26 protein-coding genes are annotated in these 20,903 nt (G+C 58.2%); 11 read left to right on the plus strand and 15 right to left on the minus strand.

The genetic code is table 11. From position 1 onward, the window contains the following. Positions 1 to 106: 106 nt before the first annotated feature. From rpsI to zapE, 3 genes are all read right to left on the minus strand, one after another. The gene (rpsI, locus tag G5533_RS14490; protein ID WP_005336286.1) at positions 107 to 499 is read right to left on the minus strand and encodes a 30S ribosomal protein S9; all 393 of its coding nucleotides are present in this window, start codon (positions 497 to 499) and stop codon (positions 107 to 109) included. A 15-nt stretch (positions 500 to 514) separates the two neighbouring features. Then, positions 515 to 943 carry a 50S ribosomal protein L13 gene (rplM, locus tag G5533_RS14495; protein WP_005341737.1) on the minus strand — a complete coding sequence of 143 codons (429 nt, stop codon included), beginning with the start codon at positions 941 to 943 and terminating at the stop codon, positions 515 to 517. 266 nt (positions 944 to 1,209) lie between these two features. Next, the gene (gene zapE / locus G5533_RS14500) at positions 1,210 to 2,304 is read right to left on the minus strand and encodes a cell division protein ZapE (protein WP_421263412.1); all 1,095 of its coding nucleotides are present in this window, start codon (positions 2,302 to 2,304) and stop codon (positions 1,210 to 1,212) included. 140 nt (positions 2,305 to 2,444) lie between these two features. Here zapE and G5533_RS14505 point away from each other — a divergent pair, with 140 nt between their 5' ends. The 3 genes from G5533_RS14505 (at position 2,445) to degS (ending at position 5,502) form a co-directional block, all read left to right on the plus strand. After that, positions 2,445 to 2,825 (plus strand): YhcB family protein, encoded by a 381-nt coding sequence (locus tag G5533_RS14505; protein ID WP_216952219.1) that lies wholly within the window; start codon positions 2,445 to 2,447, stop codon positions 2,823 to 2,825. 81 nt (positions 2,826 to 2,906) lie between these two features. Continuing rightward, complete coding sequence (locus G5533_RS14510; RefSeq protein WP_005336295.1) at positions 2,907 to 4,268, plus strand: Do family serine endopeptidase; 1,362 nt, start codon at positions 2,907 to 2,909, stop codon at positions 4,266 to 4,268. Between the two features lie 109 nt (positions 4,269 to 4,377). Beyond that, on the plus strand, positions 4,378 to 5,502 hold the full coding sequence (gene degS, locus G5533_RS14515) for an outer membrane-stress sensor serine endopeptidase DegS (protein ID WP_421206659.1): 1,125 nt from the start codon (positions 4,378 to 4,380) through the stop codon (positions 5,500 to 5,502). 146 nt (positions 5,503 to 5,648) lie between these two features. Here the strand turns inward: degS and npr are convergent, their stop codons facing one another. From npr to G5533_RS14565, 10 genes are all read right to left on the minus strand, one after another. Further along, positions 5,649 to 5,921 carry a PTS phosphocarrier protein NPr gene (gene npr, locus G5533_RS14520; protein ID WP_005336318.1) on the minus strand — a complete coding sequence of 91 codons (273 nt, stop codon included), beginning with the start codon at positions 5,919 to 5,921 and terminating at the stop codon, positions 5,649 to 5,651. A gap of 20 nt (positions 5,922 to 5,941) precedes the next feature. Further along, positions 5,942 to 6,808, minus strand: coding sequence for an RNase adapter RapZ (rapZ, locus tag G5533_RS14525; RefSeq protein ID WP_421255505.1), 867 nt, complete (start codon positions 6,806 to 6,808; stop codon positions 5,942 to 5,944). A gap of 45 nt (positions 6,809 to 6,853) precedes the next feature. Then, entirely contained in the window at positions 6,854 to 7,300 is a 447-nt protein-coding gene (ptsN, locus tag G5533_RS14530) for a PTS IIA-like nitrogen regulatory protein PtsN (protein WP_005336322.1), read from the minus strand. Between the two features lie 2 nt (positions 7,301 to 7,302). Further along, on the minus strand, positions 7,303 to 7,590 hold the full coding sequence (gene hpf, locus G5533_RS14535) for a ribosome hibernation promoting factor (RefSeq protein ID WP_005336323.1): 288 nt from the start codon (positions 7,588 to 7,590) through the stop codon (positions 7,303 to 7,305). A 20-nt stretch (positions 7,591 to 7,610) separates the two neighbouring features. After that, positions 7,611 to 9,050: an RNA polymerase factor sigma-54 gene (locus G5533_RS14540; RefSeq protein WP_005336331.1), complete on the minus strand. Its 1,440-nt coding sequence runs from the start codon at positions 9,048 to 9,050 to the stop codon at positions 7,611 to 7,613. A gap of 65 nt (positions 9,051 to 9,115) precedes the next feature. Continuing rightward, the gene (lptB, locus tag G5533_RS14545) at positions 9,116 to 9,841 is read right to left on the minus strand and encodes an LPS export ABC transporter ATP-binding protein (RefSeq protein ID WP_005336333.1); all 726 of its coding nucleotides are present in this window, start codon (positions 9,839 to 9,841) and stop codon (positions 9,116 to 9,118) included. 3 nt (positions 9,842 to 9,844) lie between these two features. Then, on the minus strand, positions 9,845 to 10,372 hold the full coding sequence (gene lptA / locus G5533_RS14550) for a lipopolysaccharide transport periplasmic protein LptA (RefSeq protein WP_040068817.1): 528 nt from the start codon (positions 10,370 to 10,372) through the stop codon (positions 9,845 to 9,847). After that, the gene (gene lptC, locus G5533_RS14555; RefSeq protein WP_005336338.1) at positions 10,359 to 10,919 is read right to left on the minus strand and encodes an LPS export ABC transporter periplasmic protein LptC; all 561 of its coding nucleotides are present in this window, start codon (positions 10,917 to 10,919) and stop codon (positions 10,359 to 10,361) included. Before lptC ends, lptA begins: the two co-directional genes overlap by 14 nt. After that, entirely contained in the window at positions 10,916 to 11,470 is a 555-nt protein-coding gene (kdsC, locus tag G5533_RS14560; protein WP_164535919.1) for a 3-deoxy-manno-octulosonate-8-phosphatase KdsC, read from the minus strand. Before kdsC ends, lptC begins: the two co-directional genes overlap by 4 nt. Further along, positions 11,470 to 12,465, minus strand: a complete 996-nt coding sequence (locus G5533_RS14565; RefSeq protein ID WP_421255506.1) for a KpsF/GutQ family sugar-phosphate isomerase — start codon at positions 12,463 to 12,465, stop codon at positions 11,470 to 11,472. The genes kdsC and G5533_RS14565 overlap by 1 nt, the downstream gene beginning before the upstream one ends. Before the next feature lie 207 nt (positions 12,466 to 12,672). Between G5533_RS14565 and mlaF the strand changes: the two genes are divergently transcribed. From mlaF to murA, 7 genes are read left to right on the plus strand one after another with little or no spacing between them, the layout of a single operon-like run. After that, positions 12,673 to 13,473, plus strand: coding sequence for a phospholipid ABC transporter ATP-binding protein MlaF (mlaF, locus tag G5533_RS14570; protein ID WP_005336343.1), 801 nt, complete (start codon positions 12,673 to 12,675; stop codon positions 13,471 to 13,473). Continuing rightward, positions 13,473 to 14,252: a lipid asymmetry maintenance ABC transporter permease subunit MlaE gene (gene mlaE, locus G5533_RS14575; RefSeq protein WP_005336345.1), complete on the plus strand. Its 780-nt coding sequence runs from the start codon at positions 13,473 to 13,475 to the stop codon at positions 14,250 to 14,252. The genes mlaF and mlaE overlap by 1 nt, the downstream gene beginning before the upstream one ends. Positions 14,253 to 14,259: 7 nt before the next feature. Beyond that, complete coding sequence (gene mlaD, locus G5533_RS14580) at positions 14,260 to 14,757, plus strand: outer membrane lipid asymmetry maintenance protein MlaD (protein ID WP_005336348.1); 498 nt, start codon at positions 14,260 to 14,262, stop codon at positions 14,755 to 14,757. Positions 14,758 to 14,759: 2 nt separating this feature from the next. After that, positions 14,760 to 15,392: an ABC transporter substrate-binding protein gene (locus G5533_RS14585; protein WP_421206654.1), complete on the plus strand. Its 633-nt coding sequence runs from the start codon at positions 14,760 to 14,762 to the stop codon at positions 15,390 to 15,392. Continuing rightward, complete coding sequence (locus tag G5533_RS14590; RefSeq protein ID WP_421206652.1) at positions 15,389 to 15,661, plus strand: STAS domain-containing protein; 273 nt, start codon at positions 15,389 to 15,391, stop codon at positions 15,659 to 15,661. Before G5533_RS14585 ends, G5533_RS14590 begins: the two co-directional genes overlap by 4 nt. Continuing rightward, positions 15,661 to 15,918 (plus strand): BolA family iron metabolism protein IbaG, encoded by a 258-nt coding sequence (gene ibaG, locus G5533_RS14595; protein ID WP_005306001.1) that lies wholly within the window; start codon positions 15,661 to 15,663, stop codon positions 15,916 to 15,918. Before G5533_RS14590 ends, ibaG begins: the two co-directional genes overlap by 1 nt. A gap of 19 nt (positions 15,919 to 15,937) precedes the next feature. Further along, positions 15,938 to 17,194 (plus strand): UDP-N-acetylglucosamine 1-carboxyvinyltransferase, encoded by a 1,257-nt coding sequence (gene murA / locus G5533_RS14600; protein ID WP_421255507.1) that lies wholly within the window; start codon positions 15,938 to 15,940, stop codon positions 17,192 to 17,194. A 578-nt stretch (positions 17,195 to 17,772) separates the two neighbouring features. Here murA and G5533_RS14605 read toward each other — a convergent pair. Beyond that, complete coding sequence (locus G5533_RS14605; protein ID WP_421231511.1) at positions 17,773 to 19,026, minus strand: phospholipase D-like domain-containing protein; 1,254 nt, start codon at positions 19,024 to 19,026, stop codon at positions 17,773 to 17,775. A gap of 73 nt (positions 19,027 to 19,099) precedes the next feature. Here G5533_RS14605 and G5533_RS14610 point away from each other — a divergent pair, with 73 nt between their 5' ends. Next, positions 19,100 to 19,276, plus strand: coding sequence for a hypothetical protein (locus tag G5533_RS14610; RefSeq protein ID WP_005339947.1), 177 nt, complete (start codon positions 19,100 to 19,102; stop codon positions 19,274 to 19,276). Here the strand turns inward: G5533_RS14610 and G5533_RS14615 are convergent. Then, complete coding sequence (locus tag G5533_RS14615) at positions 19,254 to 20,675, minus strand: transglycosylase SLT domain-containing protein (RefSeq protein WP_227341810.1); 1,422 nt, start codon at positions 20,673 to 20,675, stop codon at positions 19,254 to 19,256. The genes G5533_RS14610 and G5533_RS14615 overlap by 23 nt on opposite strands. Between the last annotated feature and the right edge of the window lie 228 nt (positions 20,676 to 20,903).

A 20,903-nucleotide genomic window follows, 5' to 3' on the forward strand; every position in this document is an offset into this window, starting at 1 on the left:
TTTTGTGACGCGTGGTTAGCATTGATGTCGGTAATATTACTAATAAAAAAAGCCTGGCGGTTGCCAGGCTTTTTTGACACTCGAAAGAGTGAGCACCGAAAGCGAATTAACGCTTGGAGTACTGCGGACGCTTACGAGCTTTGTGCAGACCGACTTTCTTACGCTCAACCTTACGGGCATCGCGAGTAACAAAGCCTGCTTTACGCAGTTCGGAACGCAGGGTTTCATCGTACTGCATCAGAGCACGAGTGATACCGTGGCGGATCGCACCAGCTTGACCGGAGATGCCACCACCGTTAACGGTGATGTACAGATCCAGTTTCTCGGTCATCTCAACCAGTTCCAGCGGCTGACGAACTACCATGCGGGCAGTCGGACGACCGAAGTACTGCTCCAAGGAGCGCTGGTTGATTACGATCTTACCGCTACCCGCTTTGATAAATACGCGAGCAGTGGAGCTTTTGCGACGGCCGGTACCGTAGTATTGATTTTCTGCCATGTTGCCAGTTCCCGATTAGATATCCAGTACTTGAGGTTGCTGAGCAGCGTGAGCGTGCTCGGCGCCTGCGTAAACTTTCAGTTTACGGAACATGGCACGGCCCAGAGGACCTTTCGGCAGCATGCCTTTAACAGCAGCTTCGATTACCATTTCCGGTTTACGCTGAATCAGCTTGTCGAAGCTGATTGACTTGATACCACCCGGGAAACCGGAGTGAGCGTGGTACATTTTGTCGGTAGTTTTCTTACCGGTAACACGTACCTTCTCAGCGTTTACAACGATGATGTAATCACCGGTGTCAACGTGCGGAGTGTATTCAGCTTTGTGCTTACCACGCAGACGAGCAGCGATCTCGGTTGCGATACGACCCAGAGTTTTACCTTCTGCGTCCACAATGTACCAGTCACGTTTTACGGTTTCTGGCTTGGCAACGAAAGTTTTCATTAAGTTAAACCCAATTACCTGTTACAGACCCAATTGTTTATGGGGGCTCTCCCACAAACAACAAACGATGGCCTACCTGTACCCCTTCGAATACAAGTAAAGCTTAAAGTGTTGCTGTCTTATCGACAGCTGTAACGTGGGCCGGGCGATTATAAGTGAAGTTGCCTTAAATATCACCTGCTAATTTCACTGCCATGAAACCAGCAAATGTCGCCCGGCCCTACCTGCCGCAGATGCCCATCCGACTGGCAGGCGCGGTATTGTGACTAAGGAAGGTGCACTCTGGCAAGGTATTCGTGCGATTGCATTTCCTGAAGCCGTGAAAGACAGCGTTGGAATTCGAAATTCAGCAGCCCTTCACCGTAGAGTTCTGCCATGGGAACCGCCGCCGACATGATGAGCTTGACGTGCCGTTCATAAAACTCATCGACCATGGCAATGAAGCGGCGAGCCGCGTCATCCGTGCCTGTGCCCATTGGCTGCACATTGGCCAGCAGAACAGTATGGAACAGTCTGGCCAGCTCGATATAGTCGTTCTGGGAGCGGGGAGTACAGCAAAGTTGCTCAAATTCCATATAGAGCACCCCTTCCCCCATTCCGAGCGACGTCAGCTGACGATGATTGACCTCGAACGTCCCCTCGCAAGCCGTGTGCCCACCGGTTAATTGCTGAAAATAGCGGTCAAGATTGGCTTTTGCCTGCAAGTCCAGCGGGCAGTGATAAATCTCCGCTTGTTCCAGCGTACGCAGGCGATAGTCGATACCGCCATCTACGTTAAGTACCTCGCAATGACGCTCGATCAGCTCGATAGCTGGCAGAAAACGGGCTCGCTGCAGCCCGTTGCGATAAAGATCCTGCGGCGGAATATTTGAAGTGGCGACCAGCACAACGCCGTGACCAAACAGCTCCTGAAACAGCGTGCCCAGCAACATGGCATCGGTGATGTCGGAGACAAAAAATTCGTCGAAACAGATGATGTCTGTCTCGCTGGCAAGCTTGCTGGCCACCAGTTTGAGGGGATCGGACTGCCCGCTCAACCCCTGCAATTCATCGTGAATGCGGTGCATGAAACGGTGGAAATGGCTGCGCATCTTGCGCGTCCCCGGCAGGCTGTCGAAAAAGGTATCCATCAGCCAGGTCTTGCCTCGGCCCACTCCGCCCCACATATAGATACCGAGGACGGGCTCCGGCGGCTTGGGCTTTTGCAGCCAACCCAGCAACCCTCGAGATCTGGTCGGAGTCGGGCGCCGTAGCAAATCCTGATACAGTCGCTCCAGCCTGCTAATGGCCATCCCCTGCGCGGGGTCGGCCACAAAGCCGGGGCGCAGCAGATCCTGCTGGTATTTTTGCTGCGGTGTCATCCTTGAGCGCCTCTCCAAGTCCCTGAATCGAGGACAAAATGGTATCACGGCCTCAGGACGCACGGTATAGTGCCATCAAGGCATGGCGGTTATGACGACCGCATAAACCCACTCTGTTTTAGCTGTAACAAGGAGCATCTATGAGTCTGTTAACTGGGATCCTGCTGGCTGTCGCGGCCTTGATTATCGGTATCGTTCTCGGCCGTTTTTCGGTACGCAGCCGCGATGCCGGCCGTCTGGAACAGGAACTGAAAAAGGCCCACAAGGAGCTTGAAAGCTATCAGGGCCAAATCAATACCCACTTCGCCGACAGCGCCGCGCTGATGGAGCAACTGGCCGAGCAGTATCAGACCCTCTATCGCCACATGGCCGAGCAGAGCAAATTCCTGGCCAAGGCACAGGAACCGCTGTTCCGTGAATCATTGGTAGAAGAAGCCCCAACCAAAGAAGCAGATGAGCCGGGCGTACCGCCTCGCGACTATGCCGGCGCCTCTTCCGGACTGCTCAAACAACCAAATTAGTTCCTCGCGGAACTAATTGGCCAGCCCTGTGGTCTGACCTTGACGATTGCAATGCAACTTTTTCTGGGAGCTGTTTTTCATATGCGTAAACCTCTTTCCATGCTCAGTGTGCTAGCCCTCAGCGTCGGTATCGCCATGTCTGCGGCCCCTGCTCAGGCCGCACTGCCTTCCCTGTTAGGCTCTAATCAGGAGATGCCAAGCCTGGCGCCTGTTCTCGAACAGGTCACCCCGGCGGTGGTCAATATCTCGGTTTCTGGCAAAAAAATTACCCGTCAGCGTCTGCCGGAACAGTTCAAGTTCTTCTTCGGCCCCAACATGCCCGATGAACAGGTGAGCGAGCAGCCGTTCCAGGCGCTCGGCTCCGGTGTCATCGTCGATGCCAAGAAGGGTTACGTCATCACCAACGCCCACGTGGTGCACGAGGCGGACGAGATCAAGGTCAACCTGAAGGATGGTCGTGAATATGCGGCCAAGAAGATCGGTGAAGACAAGCAGTCCGACATTGCCCTGCTGCAAATCAAGGCCGAGGATCTGGTGCAGATCAAGTTCGCCGACTCCGACGAGCTGCGGGTAGGTGACTATGCGCTGGCCATCGGCAACCCGTTTGGTCTGGGTCAGACCGTCACCTCCGGTATTGTCAGTGCGCTGGGTCGCAGCGGCCTCAACATCGAGAATCTGGAGAACTTCATCCAGACCGATGCGGCCATCAACTCCGGTAACTCCGGAGGAGCCCTGCTCAACCTGCGTGGCGAGCTGATCGGTATCAACACCGCGATTCTGGGCCCGAACGGCGGCAACATCGGCATCGGCTTTGCCATCCCTTCCAACATGGTGCGGGATCTGACCGAGCAGATCGTCAAGTACGGTGAAGTGCGTCGCGGCCAGCTGGGTATTACCGGCACCGAGCTCACCTCCGACATCGCCAAAACCTTCGGTTACAACAAGAAGGATGGTGCCTTCGTCAATCAGGTCATGCCTGATTCGGCGGCCGACAAAGCGGGCATCAAGGCTGGCGATATCATCGTCAGCATCGATGGCAAACCGGTTCGCTCCTTCGGCGAGCTGCGCGCCAAGATCGCCACCATGGGCGCTGGCAAGCAGGTCGAACTGGGGCTGATCCGCGATGGCAAGTCACAAACTGCCAAGGTGACCCTGAAGCAGGCCGATGACAGCGAAGTACGCGCCAGCGCGCTGCATCCAGCACTGGAAGGGGCCAAGCTGAGCACCACTACCGACCCGGTCTCCGGTGTTGCGGTGGCCGATATTGATCCTCGCTCTCCGGCAGCCGCTTCCGGCCTGCAGAAGGGTGACATCATCATCGGGGTCAACCGCCTGCGCATCAACACCCTGGGCGAGCTGACCAAGGCGCTCAAGAACAAGCCTGACGTGCTGGCACTCAACATCCAGCGCGGCGACTCCTCGCTCTATCTGGTGATCCGCTAACGCTCAAGTTGTTCGCCAACCCCTCTATCACCCGCGGCCTTCACCGCGGGTGATTTTTATCCATCGATAGTGTTATTCTCTGCGCGCAGCCTGTACGGATGAGAATGACATGAAAATTTCCCCTTTAGTCAGTTACTTGGGCAAGTCTGTCGGTTTCGGTTTGACCGTCGCGGCGCTGCTGTTGCTGCTGTTTCCCAATTTTCGCGGTGGCGCCCAACTCCCGGGGCTCATCACCAATGCCCGAGAACTGAGTTTCTCCTATGCCGCTCATCGGGCCGGCCCCGCCGTCGTCAACATCTACACCCGCAGCTTTGCTCCCAACCAGGGCAATCAGGGAGAACTGCGTCCACAAGGACTGGGCTCCGGCGTCATCATGACCCAGCGCGGCTACGTGCTGACCAACTACCACGTCATCGCTGACGCCGACCAGATCATCGTAGCCCTGCAGGATGGCCGGGTTTTCAGTGCCGAGCTGGTCGGCACAGACCCGCTTACCGACCTTGCCGTGCTCTATATCGAGTCAGACAACCTGCCGGTAATCCCGCAAGATCCGGAGCGGTTGCCAGAAGTGGGCGATGTAGTACTCGCCATCGGCAATCCCTACAACGTCGGCCAGACCATCACCCAGGGCATCATCAGCGCGACTGGCCGCACCGGTCTCTCCAGCATGGGGCCGGACAGCAATGGCCGGCAGGATCTGCTGCAGACCGATGCCGCCATCAACGAGGGCAACTCGGGTGGCGCGCTGGTCAACGGCCGTGGCGATCTGGTGGGCATCAACACCGCCACTTATCACCTCAACGGCAATCAGGAGAGCTACGGCATCAGCTTTGCCATCCCCTACCGGCTGGCGAAGCGGATCATGGATGAGCTGATCACCAACGGCAGGGTCATTCGAGGCTACCTTGGGATATCCAGCGTCGAGATCAACCCGATAATCGCGCGGATGATGAATCTCGGCGATCTGCGTGGTCTGGTAGTGAAGAGTCTGGATCCCTACGGTCCAGCAGCCAAAGGCGGTCTGCAACGAGGGGATGTGCTGCTCAAGATCAACGGCGAAGCCATCAGCGGTCCCAGAGCCGCCTTGGACAAGATCGCCGAGAGCCGCCCCGGCACCAAGCTGACCATATCGGTGTTACGCTCCGGCAAGCCGCTGGAAGTGGTGGTCACCATTGAAGAGGATGTGCGCTATCAGAACCGGGCTGGAGTCAGCAATGTCTCATCGGCCAGCTAACGCGGCAACGGTCTATTGCATCAGCCTGCAGCCTGATAGGCTGCGCCTAACTCTCATTTCTCCATGGAACTACATAGTCAGCCATGTCATGCCGCAATAGCGCGACCGAATACAAGTGAAAGGAATAGAAGAAGAACGAGGAGTGACTACTCCTCATTGAAGCCGGAGGTGAACAGCTCCACCACGGCGGCCAGGGCCTCGACCTCTTCGGGGCCCTCAACCTGTACTTCCACCTGCCGCCCTTGCGCGGAATCCAGCATCAGCAGGCCGATGATGCTGTCAGCATCGGCCTCCACACCATCTTCATTGCGCAGCAGCACGTGGGCATCGAAACCCTGCACCAGCTCGAACAGCATCATGGCTGGTCTGGCATGAATACCCAGCTTGTTTTTCACTTCAACCGAGGCGGAAACAGTCATCGGGTCGTCCTATTGGTCCGTCAAGATTGGGGGACACTCTTGTCGAGAGTGCGGTGGCGGATCTGCACGTTCTTGCCAAGCAAACGGAATGCACTGGCCAGCCGCTCTGCAATAAAGACCGAGCGGTGCTGACCGCCGGTGCAACCGATGCCGACCGTGAGGTAGCTGCGATTGTTGCGCTCCAGATGGGGCAACCAGGTCACCAGCATGTTCTCGACCTGCTGGGTAAACAGCATCACGTCAGCCTGCGCCGAGAGGTAGTTGGCGACCGGCTCATCCTTGCCAGTGAACGGCTTGAGCTCGGGGATCCAGTGAGGATTGGGCAGGAAGCGAGCATCGAACACGAAGTCGGCATCCTTGGGAATGCCGTACTTGAAGCCGAACGACTCGAACACCAGCACCAGCTCGTTCTCTTTCTTGCCGAGTACCCGGGTTTTGATGAGCTCGCTCAGGTCGTGAATGCTGAGGGTGGTGGTGTCGATACGCAGGTCAGCGGTCGAGGAGAGTGGCGCCAGCAGGTGGGTCTCCTCCCGAATCGCCTCATCCAGCGACAGCTTGTTGCGTGAGAGTGGGTGCAAACGGCGGCTCTCGCCATAGCGTTTGAGCAGGGTGCCGTTGTCGGCGTCGAAGAAAAAGCTGGAGAACTCTACCCGCCCCTCATTGCGCACCTGAGCCAGCAGATTTTCCAGTTTCTCCGGATCGCTCGGCAGGTTGCGCACGTCGATGCTGACCGCCAGCTTGTCGTACTGGCTCTCCACCGAGACAATCAGCTGGGGCAGCAGATTGACCGGCAGGTTATCCACACAGTAGTAACCCAGATCTTCCAGCACTCGCAGGGCTACCGTTTTACCGGAGCCCGAACGTCCACTTACCACGATTAACTGCATCTTGTTCCCTCACGCCAAAACGGGTGTCTCATCCTTGGCCTGCTGTCAGGCCGAGGTCATGATCTGATAGAGCTCTTCGTCGCTGGTTGCCTGACGCAACTGGCGGCAAACCGCCTTGTCACCCAGCTTGGAAGCCATCAGAGAAAGGGTCTTGAGATGCTGCTTGCACTCGCTTTCCGGCACCAGCAAGGCAAACAGCAGGTCAACCGGTTGATTGTCGATGGAGTCGAAAGGAATAGGGTCGGCAAAGGTCATCAGGATCGCGGTTGGCGGGAACTCATCGTCAATGCGACCGTGGGGGATCGCAATACCGGCACCGATCCCGGTACTACCCATTTTTTCACGGGCCAGCAAGCATTCAAACAGCGCCTGACGGGAGGTGCCAAGGCGTTCGGCGGCCAGCTCGCTGATGATTTCGAGGGCGCGTTTCTTGCTGGTACAAGGGACTGCACTCTTGGTGCAGTCCCGACTCAGTATGTGTTCAAGTTGCATGGTTATTTTTTATTTAACTTATCTTTGTGCTTGATGATCTGCCTGTCCAGCTTGTCGAGCAAGGTGTCTATCGCAGCATACATATCGGCATGTTCAGAGTTGGCAAACACTTCGCCACCGCTGACGTGCAATTTGGCTTCCGCTATCTGGTTCAGTTTTTCCACGCTAAGCACCACATGAACATTGTTGATGTGGTCGAAGTGACGCTCGAGTTTGGCAAATTTGTTATTCACATAATCACGCAGAGCTTCGGTGATCTCGACATGGTGTCCGGTCAGGTTAATTTGCATAACATCATCCTTTTGTTTGCCTAAACCAGGCGTTTGCGCTGATTGGAAGGTGGGATAAACAAGGATTCGCGATACTTAGCGATCGTGCGTCTCGCCACCATAATACCCTGTTCGGCCAGCAAATCCGCGATCTTGCTATCACTTAACGGCTTGGCAGGATTCTCTGCCGTGACCAGCTTCTTGATGAGCGCGCGAATTGCGGTCGATGAGCACTCTCCTCCTCCTTCGGTGTTCACATGGCTGGAGAAAAAAAACTTCAATTCGAAGATACCACGGGGGGTATGCATGTACTTCTGGGTCGTCACCCGGGAGATGGTCGACTCATGCATCTCTACCGCTTCGGCGATGTCATTGAGCACCATCGGCTTCATCGCCTCTTCACCATACTCGAAAAAGCCCTGTTGCTGCTCGACAATGCAACTGGCAACTTTCAGCAGGGTGTCATTGCGACTTTCCAGGCTCTTGATGAACCACTTGGCTTCCTGCAAATGGGAGCGGATAAACTGGGTGTCGGTGCTGCTGCGGGCGTTGCGGGCCATGGCGGCATAGGTCTCGTTGACCCGGATGCGGGGGGCGGAGTCGGGATTGAGCTCGACCACCCACTTGCTGCCCTTCTTGACCACGGAGACGTCGGGGATCACGTACTGAGAGTCACTCTGGATGATGCCGTTGCCGGGACGTGGCTCCAGCAGCTGGATCAGATCCAGCACCTCCTTGAGGTCGCTCTCTTTGAGTTTTGTCTTGCGGGCGAGGGTGCGGTAATCCCGGTTGCCGAGCAGCTCCATGTGCTCGAGGATCACCTCCTTGGCCTCGTTGAGCCAGGGGGTCTGCGGGTCATACTGGTCCAGCTGGATCAGCAAACACTCCTGCACAGAACGGGCAGCAATGCCGACAGGATCGAAGTGCTGCACCCGCTTGAGTACCGCCTCGACCTCATCGAGTTCCACCTCTACGTCATCGCTGGTGACTGCAGCCTGGATATCCTCCAGCGCAACGGTCAGATAACCGGATTCGTCGATGGCATCGATGATGGCGAGCGCGATGGCGGCATCCACATCGCTGAACGGTGTGAGCCGCATCTGCCACAGCAGATAATCCTGCAGGTTTTCGGTGGTCTCTCCCTGATAGACGCTATCTTCCCCATCATGGATGGGGCCCGCGCTCTGGGCGGTGCCGGCAGAGTAAACCTCGTCCCAGGTGGTATCCACCGGCAACTCGTCCGGCATCTGCTCCTGGGCCATGGCATCGCTGGAATCCAGCTGGCTGGCATCGACCGGCGCTTCCGGACTGGTCTCTTGCGCCTCGCTCTCTTCCTGCTCCAGCAGAGGGTTGTTTTCGAGCGCTTGCTGAATTTCCTGCTGAAGTTCCAGAGTGGAGAGCTGGAGCAGACGAATCGCTTGTTGTAATTGCGGCGTCATGGTCAGGGACTGACCGAGACGCAACTGTAATGTCGGCTTCATCTACGTCGGGATATCCTTATGTTCAGCGAGGCACTCGTCAAAGGAAATGAAGGCATGCCCCCTTACTATAGACTGAATTGATCGCCCAAATAGACGCGCTTGACCTGCTCATCGGCAAGGATGTCAGCCGGTGCACCTTCGGCAATCATCTTGCCGTGGCTGACGATATAGGCCTTCTCACATACGTCCAGAGTCTCTCTGACGTTGTGGTCGGTAATCAAGACGCCAAGGCCTCTATCTTTCAGATGCTGAATGATCTTCTTGATGTCTATCACAGAAATCGGGTCAACCCCTGCAAAGGGTTCATCCAGCAGAATAAAACGCGGCTCGGCCGCCAGCGCGCGGGCGATCTCGACCCGACGGCGCTCACCGCCGGAGAGGCTCTGACCCAGGTTGTCGCGAATGTGGGTGATGTTGAACTCTTCCAGCAGTTGCTGAACCTTGTCCTCACGCTCCTCACGGCTCAACCCTTTGCGGGTCTGCATCACTCCCATCAGGTTGTCGAACACCGACAGGCGACGGAAGATGGAGGCCTCCTGCGGCAGGTAACCGATGCCGTTGCGAGCCCGCACGTGCATGGGCTGCAAACTGATGTCCTGATCGTCGATAGTGATGAGACCGGCATCGCGCTGCACCAGCCCCACGATCATATAGAAGGAGGTGGTCTTGCCCGCCCCGTTGGGGCCGAGCAGGCCGACAATCTGGCCGGTGCCCACTTCAAGGCTGACGTCACTCACCACCATGCGGCGCTTGTAGCTCTTCTGCAGGCCCACTGCTTTTAACACTGCCATGGCTTATTTTCCCTGCTTCTTCTGGTCGGCGGGCTTGTCGAAATTCTCTACCTGATCCGGCAGGAATACGGTTTTGACCCGCTGGCTCGGGCTCTTGCTCTCGGCAATCATCTTCTGTTTGACGATGTCGTAGCGGATCAGATCGCCATTGACCTGGCTATCTTCCTGCTTGAGCTGACCGTTGCCGGTGATGGTCACCAGCCGGTTCTTCAGCTCGTAGCGGATAGTGTTGCCGTGGGCATTGACCGGCTTGCCGTTATCCAGAATCTGGAAGAAGGTGGCGGGTTTGCCGTAGGCAGTCATCACCTCCGCCCCTTTCTCGCCGGAGCGGGTCACTACCACCTTGTCAGCCTTGATCCGGATGGTGCCCTGATTGATGGTCACATCCTCTTCGAAGGTGATGCGGTTGTCCTGCATCTCGGCCACCTGTTTGACGGCATCGACGTAGACCTTCTCGGCAAAGTCGGACTCTTTGGCGGTCACCGCACCACACAACAACAGGGCTGCGAGGGCCAGATTAGCGTTTTTCATTGAAATAGATGGCATGGCCTTGATCCAGTAACTCAAAATATTTGCGGTCCAGATGGCCCTTGAGGCCAACCCCTTGGGTCTGGAAATCCCGACCCAGAATGTTCACTTCCCGGTTGCTGCGCACATCCTGTGTCACCAGATCCAGCTCCAGATAGGGGGTATCCAGTGTGGAGATAAAGGAGGTGGGCAGCAGACCATCCAGATGCACCTTATCCCGCAGGATGACGTTGTCGCCGGTGTTGAGCACGCCGGTTTCGGCAGTCACCTTCCACTCGGCGGCACCCTGATCGTCATACATGTAGACCACCGGCTTGTCGAAGGTGGCCTGCTCGAGGATTTGATAATACTCGGCGTAGGTCGACTCCAACCGCTCGGTGCGCTTGCCATTGATATCAAAACGGGTGGTCACCAGATCTTTGGCGACAAAATCCGGCTGATAGTTTTCGATTTTGACAGCGCTCTCCGGCACCAACTCAACCTTGCCCAGCTGCCAGGCAACCAGCGCAACCAGAAACAGCAGGGCAAACAACAGGGTCTGTCTGCTCATACCGAGGCCTCGGGCTGATAATCGTCGTGGCCCTGCGCCTGCAAAATGAGGTCACACACCTCGCGCACCGCCCCCACACCACCGCCAAGCCGGGTCACCATATCGGCACGACTCAGCACCAGCGGATGGGCATCGGCCACCGCGATACCCAGGCCGCAGGCGGCCATCACCGGCAGATCGATGGTGTCATCGCCCATATAGGCGGCCTGTTCAGCAGTCAGCCCCAGCTTGGCCAGCAGCGCTTCGAAGTGAGGCAGCTTTTTATCAGCCCCCTGCACCACATGAGCCACCCCCAGGCTTTTCATCCGATCGCTGACGATACGGGAGTTGCGCCCGGTGATGATGGCGATCTCGATCCCGGCATTGAGCAGTGCTCGCATGCCCGCGCCATCGCGGGTGCAGAAGGTTTTCAGCTCTTCGCCGTTGTTTCCCATGTAGATGAGGCCGTTGGAGAGCACCCCGTCCACATCGCACACCAGCAGGCGGATTTGCGCCGCCTTCTCAAACTGGCTGCGCGTCACCGGACCATAGAGGGTCGGTACGTTTTGCATCAAATTACTCCGGCTTTCAGCAGGTCGTGCATGTTGAAGGCGCCGAGCGGGCGCTTGTCACCATCCACCACCAGTAATCCGTTGATTTTTCTCGTTTCCATCAGCTTGACGGCTTCTGCAGCCATCATCTCTGGGCCTACGGTAACACAGTTGGCCGTCATCACACGGCTGATGGGGGTGTGATGGATATCGATCTGCTGGTCAAGAATGCGGCGCAGGTCGCCATCGGTAAAGAGCCCGGCCAGCAGGCCATTGCCATCGACCACAGCCGTCATACCGAGCCCCTTGCGGCTCACTTCCAGCAGCGCCTGGCTGATGGTGGCATCTATCCCTACCCGGGGCAACAGCTCACCGCTGTGCATCAGGTCGCCGACCCGCAGCAACAGACGCTTACCAAGGGAACCGCCCGGGTGAGAGAGGGCGAAGTCATCGGCGGTAAAACCTCGCGCTTCCAGCAGAGCCACCGCCAGGGCATCGCCCATCACCAGGGTTGCCGTGGTGCTGGAAGTGGGTGCCAGACCCAGCGGGCAAGCCTCTTTCTCCACCTTGATGCACAGGTGCACGTTGGCCTCTTTGGCCATGGTGGAGGCGGGATTGCCGGTCATGCAGATGAGCGGAATGCCGCGGCGCTTGAGTACCGGCAGCAGGGCCAGGATTTCGTCGCTCTCACCGGAGTTGGAGATGGCGATGATAAGGTCGCCACTGGAGATCATCCCCAGATCGCCGTGACTCGCTTCCCCCGGGTGAAGGAAGAAGGCCGGGGTGCCGGTGCTGGCGAGGGTGGCGGCGATCTTGCTGCCGATATGGCCCGATTTGCCCATGCCGGTGACCACTATCTTGCCACCGCAGCGCAGCACCATTTCGCACGCCTTGTCGAAGGCGTCGTTCAGATACTGATATAGTCCATCAATGGCTTGCTTTTCTGTGTCCAGTACCGCGCGGGCACTGCGACGAAAATCGAACAGTTCAGACATTTTCTCAGGCTTTACAGACATAAAGACACAGCTCCGGGCCGAAATTAGCTGCGGGATTATAAAAAAGTCTGCCCGGATAAGCGAATCGGATGGCAAGTCCCGCTCTCAATGACGCACTTTGTTACAGAAAACTGTCGTGCAAATGGGCTTGCAGCCTGTTCAATAGTTGTTCCTTGCTGTTGCTTAGACCTAGACTACCCCATAAAATTCGCACCTCATTTACACCGGATGGACAATTGTTTGAACAATGACCTGATCACCATCTCCGATCTGACCTTCAGTCACGGAGATCGGCTGTTGTATGACGGGATCAACCTGACCATTCCTCGTGGCAAGGTAACCGCCGTCATGGGCCCGAGCGGCATCGGTAAAACCACCCTGCTTCGGCTGATCGGTGGCCAGCTCAAGCCGGAGTCCGGTCACATTCTGTTTGACGGGGAAGATATCCCCACCCTCTCCCGTTCGCGCCTCTATGAAGTGCGCAAACGGATGAGCATGCTGTTCCAGAGCGGCGCCCTGTTTACCGGCATGACGGTCTACGACAACGTGGCCTTCCCGCTGCGGGAGCACTCCGGCCTGCCGGAGGAGCTGATCCACACCATCGTCATGATGAAACTGCAGGCGGTGGGCTTGCGCGGCGCAGCGAAACTGATGCCCTCCGAGCTCTCCGGCGGCATGGCGCGCCGAGCGGCGCTGGCACGGGCCATCGCCCTTGACCCCGACCTCATCATGTATGACGAGCCCTTCGTCGGGCAGGATCCCATCACCATGGCGGTGCTAGTCAAGCTGATCAAGGAGCTGAACGATGCCCTCGGTATCACCTCAGTCATCGTCACCCACGATGTGAAAGAGGTGCTGAGCATCGCCGATTACGCCTACATCATTGCCAATCGCAAGGTGGTGGCGCACGGTACGCCGGATCAGCTGCGCGAGGAGCACAATCCCGAAGTCGAGCAGTTCCTCAAAGGATTGCCCGATGGTCCTGTTCCGTTTCATTTTCCGGCAGGCGATCTGCTACAGGATCTCTGATGTTGATAAGTCAAATAAGCAAGCTGGGGCGGGTCGGAGTGCGGTTTATCAGCTCCGTCGGTCGCGCCACCATCATGTTGTTCCATGCGCTGGCGGGCAAACCCGAGCCGCGCAAGCACTTCCCGCTGCTTGTCCAGCAGTTGTATGTGGTGGGCGTACAGTCGGTGGCCATCATTCTGGTCTCCGGCCTGTTCATCGGCATGGTGCTCTCGCTGCAGGGTTACAACGTATTGAAGGATTTCGGCGCCGAGCAGAGCCTGGGGCCGCTGGTCTCCCTCTCCCTGCTGCGGGAGCTGGGTCCTGTGGTCACTGCGCTGCTGTTTGCCGGCCGTGCCGGTTCGGCCCTGACCGCTGAAATCGGCCTGATGAAGGCCACCGAGCAACTTTCAAGCCTCGAGATGATGGCGGTCGACCCACTGCGCCGGGTGGTTGCCCCCCGCTTCTGGGCTGGCGTCATCAGCATGCCGCTGCTGGCCTTTATGTTCAGCCTGATCGGTATCTTCGGCGGCAAGCTGGTCGGTGTGGACTGGCTCGGCGTGGACGAAGGGGGCTTCTGGTCTGCCATGCAGGCCTCCGTCGACTGGCATGAAGACATCATGCAGGGCGCCATCAAGAGCCTGATTTTCGCCCTAGTGGTCACCTGGATTGCGCTCTTTAACGGCTATGATGCCAAGCCGACCTCGGCCGGGATCAGTCAGGCCACGACCCGAACTGTGGTCCACTCATCCCTCGCCGTGCTCGGCCTGGATTTTATACTCACTGCAGTCATGTTTGGATAAGGTAAAGATGAAGTTCAGCAAAGTAGAATTCCTGGTCGGCACCTTCATGCTGGCTGGCATCGGTGCCATTCTGGCACTGGCCCTGCAAGTGGCCGGTTTGAGCTTCAAACCGGAAGGAGAAACCTATACCCTGCGCGCGCATTTCGATAATATCGGCGGCCTGAAAGTCCGTTCGCCGGTCAAGGTCGGCGGCGTGGTGGTAGGCCGGGTCAGCGACATCGTACTGGACCCGAAAACCCAGGTGCCCGAAGTGACCCTGATGATGCAAAAGAGCGCTGGCGAGTTCGCCGATACCAGTTCCCTCTCCATCCTCACCTCCGGTCTGCTCGGCGAGCAGTACATCGGTCTGGCCCCCGGCTTCAGCGATGAGGAGATGGGCACCGAGATGCTCAAGGATGGCGACCTGATTGAAGACACCAAATCCGCCATCGTGCTGGAAGATCTGATTGGCAAGTTCCTCTACAGCCAATCCTCCGACAGCAAATCAGACAGCAAGAAGGAGTAATCATGTTCAAGAAAATCGCCCTGCTGCTGGGTCTGATGACCAGCATGCTCTTTTCCCTGTCTGCCCAGGCCGCAGTCGATGCCACCGACCCCAACGCGCTGGTGGATCAGGCGGCCAAGCAGACCTTTGCCCGCCTGAAGGCCGATCAGGCCCAGGTGAAAAGCAATCCGGATCACCTGCGGGTGATCATCCGCGAAGAGCTGCTGCCCTATGTGGACAACCGCTTCGCCGCCTACAAGGTGCTTGGCAACCAGATTAAAGAGACCACCGAAGCGCAGCGCAATGCCTTCGTCGAGGTGTTCACCGAGTACATGGTGAGCTCCTACGCCGATGCGCTGGCCCATTTTGACAAGCAGACCGTCAAGGTCGAGCCGGGCAAGGCTCCCAGCGGCAATATCACCGCCGTCAACGTCAGCGTGAAAGAGGCCGGCAAGCCGGACATCTTCCTCGAGTTCAAGCTGCGCAAGAACAACAAGACCGGCGAGTGGAAAGCCTTCGACATGGTGGCAGAGGGGATCAGCCTGCTCTCCGCCAAACAGAGCGAGCTGGGCGGTTTGATCCGCCAGAACGGCATCGATGCGGTGATCGCCCAGTTGCGCGCCCACAATGCCAAGCCGTTGGTGCTCAAGTCATGAGACTGAGCGGCGAGCTGCAGGCGGCTCAGGTGATTGAGCTGTGGCAACGGCGGGCTGACTGGTGGCAGGAAGACCAGATCGAGCTCGGCGACGTGACCACGCTGGATTCCGCCGGGCTGGCCCTGCTGGTCAAATGGGCCAAAGCCGTATTAGCGCGAGGCGCCACACCGCAATTGGTGGGCGCCTCCAGTGATTTCTATACCCTGGCCAACCTCTACGGGGTGGCCGGGCTGTTTCAGTCAACCCCGCTCACAACTGAGGACGCATAATGCAAGTCTCTGAAATTGAAGCGATACTCCTTGAGGCTCTGCCATTGTCCGAAGTCCATGTCAAAGGGGACGGTAGTCACTACCAAGTGATCGCCGTCGGTGACATGTTTGACGGCATGAGCCGGGTCAAGAAGCAGCAGGCCATCTATGCCCCGCTGATGGACAAGATCGCCAGCAACGCCATTCACGCCCTCTCCATCAAGGCGTTCACCGACGCCGAGTGGAAACGCGAACGTAAATTCCTATTGCCCTCCTGATTTGGTAACGAAGTAAAAAATGGACAAATTCAAAATCGATGGTCGTTGTACTCTCAACGGCGAAGTGACCATCTCCGGCGCCAAAAACGCCGCGCTGCCGATCCTGTTCGCAACCCTGCTCTGTGATGAAGAGGTACACCTCTCCAACGTGCCGCGCCTGAAAGATGTGGGCACCACCATCAAGCTGCTGGAGATGCTGGGCGCCACCACCAAAGTCAACGGCAACGTCACCGTGCTGACCGGTGCGGTCAACAACCACGTCGCCCCCTACGAGCTGGTGAAGACCATGCGCGCCTCCATTCTGGCGCTGGGCCCGCTGGCTGCCCGTTTCGGCGCCGCTGATGTCTCCCTGCCCGGCGGTTGCGCCATCGGTGCCCGTCCGGTCAACCTGCACGTCCACGGCCTGCAGCTGATGGGTGCCAAGATCACCATCGAAGATGGTTACATCAAGGCCCGTGTCGATGGCCGCCTGAAAGGCGCTCACATCCTGATGGATATGGTCTCCGTGACCGGTACCGAAAACCTGATGATGGCTGCGACCCTGGCTGATGGCCGCACCGTGATCGAAAACGCCGCGCGCGAGCCGGAAGTGGTCGATCTGGCCAACTTCCTCAATACCCTGGGTGCCAAGATCCAGGGGGCGGGTACCGACACCCTGACCATCGATGGTGTCGAGCGCCTGCACGGCGGCAACTACAGCGTGCAGCCTGACCGCATCGAAACCGGAACCTTCCTGGTGGGCGCGGCGGTCACCGGCGGCAAGATCACCTGCCGCAAGACCGACCCGACCCTGCTGGAAGCGGTACTGGTCAAGCTGGAAGAGGCTGGTGCACTGATTGAGAAGGGTGAAGACTGGATCACCCTCGACATGACTGGCCGCACCCTCAAGCCGGTCACCATCAAGACTGCCCCCTACCCGGCCTTCCCGACCGACATGCAGGCACAGTTCACCGTGCTGAACGCCGTTGCCAAAGGCACCGGCATGGTCACCGAGACCATCTTCGAGAACCGCTTCATGCACGTTCCCGAACTGGTACGGATGGGTGCAGACATCGAACTGCAGGGCAATGTGGCGATCTGCCGTGACACCGAGCAGCTCAAGGGTGCCCAGGTGATGGCGACCGATCTGCGCGCCTCCGCCAGTCTGGTGCTGGCCGGCTTCGTGGCCGAAGGCTCCACCATCGTCGACCGTATCTATCACATCGACCGTGGCTACGAAGACATCGAGCAGAAGCTGCAGGGTCTGGGCGGCCGCATCGAGCGCATCAAGGGCTGATAGCCCACTGATCGCAGGCCGATAAAAAGGCCCCCTCGCTAATGCAAGGGGGCCTTTTTACATTCATCTGGGCTGCCGAGATTCAATGCGGTCGAGAGTGGTCCATATCGTGTCAGGCTATTTACCAGCCCCCTGGCGGCCAACGTTCATTGGCTCGAGACTCGCCAAAGAACCAAAAAAGTGGGGTGACATGTCCATGTCACCCCCTCGCAAATAGCATGTTCCATATTGGAGTCCGGCCACGCCAGGTCTCTGTTTCACTTTCCGATAGTTCGCGACCCATCTTAAGTGCGCGCCAATTGCAGCAATGCAACCGGCCAGCTACCCGTTACAACCTTCGTCCACACGGCAGACAAGCCGCCGTGTTTGTCCTTGCAACTGAAATATTACGCATAAAAACAAAATAAAAAACGTTTTTATGCTAATTCCATTCACATCAGAGTACAAAAAACAGCCTTATCATCACCACTAAATTGTTATAAAACAGAAAGATAGATTCATGCATGGTTATTCACCCGCAAAGGGCATCAGCAATGGCTTACAAGGCTTTGCGAGATCTCGCACAAAAAATGGCTGCCTTACAGCCAACGGCGCAGGGGCAACCAGTCACTCAGGCGAGCTATCAGTCGCCTTGGCCACCCCTCGGGTTTGCGCGGCAATCCACCGGCCTGCTCCTGCCAGCGAGCCAGCCACGTTCGCAGCGCCTCGCAGATCGGCAGGCAGTGCAGATGCAGCATCAGTTCGGTATTGAGAAACAGCGAGCGGGGATCGAGATTAAGGCTGCCAAACAGCGCCCGCTCCTTCCCCAGCAGGATCAGCTTGGCGTGCAGGCTGCCGTGACCATGATCAAACTCGGCGACCCGGATCCCGCGGCGCAGCAACCAGCCGAGATAGCGCTGATAGGCGCCATAGACCAGCGGCACATCGGTGCTGGCCAGCGAGTTGGTGAGAATGTCGATGGCGACCCCCTGCTGGCGTAGCCGCGCCAGACGGTGCCGAAACCCGCGAGTAAGGATGAGGTAAGGGGTCACCAACCCCAGCGAGCCGGGATTGTCAGCCAGCTGGCGCCAGAGCTGACGGGCGGTGGTGGGACGGGAGATGAGCCCCTTGCCGGGACGGTCGAACCACACCTCTGCCCGCCCCTCGTGCCACTGCAGCGGTACATCGCTCTCGTCAAACAGCGCCGCGGGCAGATCATAGACCGTCGCCACCGCCGGATCCGTCATGGTGAACAGGAAGTCGTTGACCACCTCTATTTCGGCGGGCAGCAGCTCGCGGCGCAGCAGATGGCGGATGGGGTGACTCCAGCGGCTGTGCCAGAACTGCTCGAACCCCTGCGCCATCTGCTGGCACAGCCCCCCCTGACAGGCGAGATCGAGATCCACGAAGGGGGCTTGCGGATCCAGACCGAAGTAGCGATCGCCTATGTTGCGCCCGCCGATCAGCGCCAGCTTGCCATCCACCAGCAGCAGCTTGTTGTGCATCCGGTGGTTGATGCGGCGAAAGCTGAGCAGCCCCTCCAGCAGCAGTGCCAGCGGGCGCCAGCCCCGCAGCCAGAAGGGGTTGAACAGCCGCACTTCGATCCCGGGGTAGTGAGCCACCATCTCCAGAAAGCGGTTGTCACCGGCATAGAGATCATCCACCAGCAGCTGTACCTTGACGCCACGCCGGGCGGCGTGAAGCAGCTCGCTCAGCAGCAGCTTGCCGCTGCTGTCCTCCTCCCAGCTGTAGTACTGCGCCTGGATCCGCTCGCGGGCATGGCGGATCCAGTGACAACGCACCTTGAGCGCCAGCTGGGGATCGTCGATCAGGGCAAAGGATCCGGGGATCATGGTGTCATCCTGCTGTCATGGCCGGGTGTCATAACGCTGGCGAGCCTCTTCACATATTCAAAAGGAGTTGCTGATGGAACTGCATGATACCCCGATGTTGCGCTATCTGGGCCAGCTCAGCCAGCCAGATCTCATCCCGGCCACCGGCCCTGCTCACTGGTTTTTGCAACACAGGGACGGTGGCTGGCAATTGCCGACCGTGCAGGCGACCCTGCCGGTCAACCGGCTCAGGGCTGAGCCGCTTCGATAGCGGCAGCCTTGCCCTCGATCTGGGGCAGGCTGAAACGATAGGCCACGTAGTACTTGTAGATGGTGCCGACATAGTTGATCGGCCCCTGTCCGACTTCGTTGGCCACCAGCTGATCCACGTTACCGAACCAGACGTTGGGATCGAGTCCCAGTTTCTCCGCCTTGCCTCGCAGCGCCTGCACCCGGTTCGGCCCAGCGTTGTAGGCGGCGAGGGCAAACAGGTGGCGGTTGAGCCGATCCAGCTTGGGATCATTGAAGTAGGTATCGAGGATCAACCGCATGTAGCGGCAGGCGGCCTCCACATTTCCCTCCAGCGTGGTGAGTCTGGCGCCGTTGATGCCGACTTCCCGCCCCGTACTGGGCAGCAACTGCATGAGGCCCACGGCCCCCTTGGGCGAGCGCGCCTTGGGATTGAGGCCGGACTCCTTGTAGCCAAGCGCCGCCAGCATCAGCCAGTCGAGATCGTATTGATTGGCGTACTTCTCCAGCACCTTGCGAATGGTCGCGAGGCGCCCCATAGGATCCGGCGCCAGGATATTGCTCATCTGATCGCTGCGAACCAGCAAGCGGCGCAGGGTCATGTCGCTGTAGAGGCTGTTGCGGCTGACGCTCGCCAGATAGCCATTGACCGCTTTCAGCAGCTCGGGGCTGTTCTTGCGCAGCGCCCAGCCACTGGTGCCGTTGCTGCGCAGGGGGATCAACTTGTGAGCCTTGAGACCGGAGATCATGCCACTCAGCCAGATCCGCCCCTTGTAGCTGTCGGTCACCGTCAGGGGAATAATGCCGGCGGCCACCATCTCCAGCAGATCGCCATCCTGTAGATATTCGGGCACCGTCTCGATATAGACGGGGGGCAGCCCCAACTCGCGAAACAACCAGTTGAGCTGGCGCAAGCTCTCGTAGTAGCTGGAGCTGGCCCGCACCCAGACCCGCCTGCCGGAGAGCTGGGTAATGCGGCTGAAGGCGGGCAGGCTGTTCTGGCTAACCACCCACTCCTCGATGGAAGAGATGAGCGGCCGGGAGAAGGCCACCTGTTCACGCCGGGTCGGGGTCACCGTCATGGTCGCCGCCACCAGATCCCCACGCCCCTCGGTCAGATAGTCCAGCAGCTTGTCCTGCCGCACCGGGATGTAGACCACCTTGAGTTTGACCTTCTCTTTAGCGAGATAGGTGTTGTTCAGCCAGCGCTCGAATCCTTGCAGCTGATTGACCAGAATGCCGTACTGGGTGCCGCGATCGAGAAAATAGAAACCGCGCTCATAGACCACCAGAGCCCTGAGTTCGCGCTTTTGCAGAATGCTTTCGAGGTCCCCGGGTTGGGGCAAACGCACCGGCTTGAGCTCAGCCGCCAGCAGGGAAAAACAGCAGAGGGCCAGCAGAGCCCAAATCCAGCGTCGCATCACGATGGCTGCCCCTGTGCTGAGGTCACGCCTGCTGCCTGTTGGCAGCACGGATCACGATAGAGGGTGGGATTGGGGGCAGAGATCCATCGCTGCGTCATGATATTTACGCCTTCTGTTGGCCGACTCGCGCCGGGCAAAACGTCTGTGGGATAGAGTAACTATAGAACGCCGACCCACAGCAGAAGGGTCAACACGGCAGGCAAACCTGCCGCGTTATCAGACAAC

Source organism: Aeromonas sp. A600620, assembly GCF_029479985.1.
Taxonomy (GTDB): domain Bacteria; phylum Pseudomonadota; class Gammaproteobacteria; order Enterobacterales; family Aeromonadaceae; genus Aeromonas; species Aeromonas veronii_A.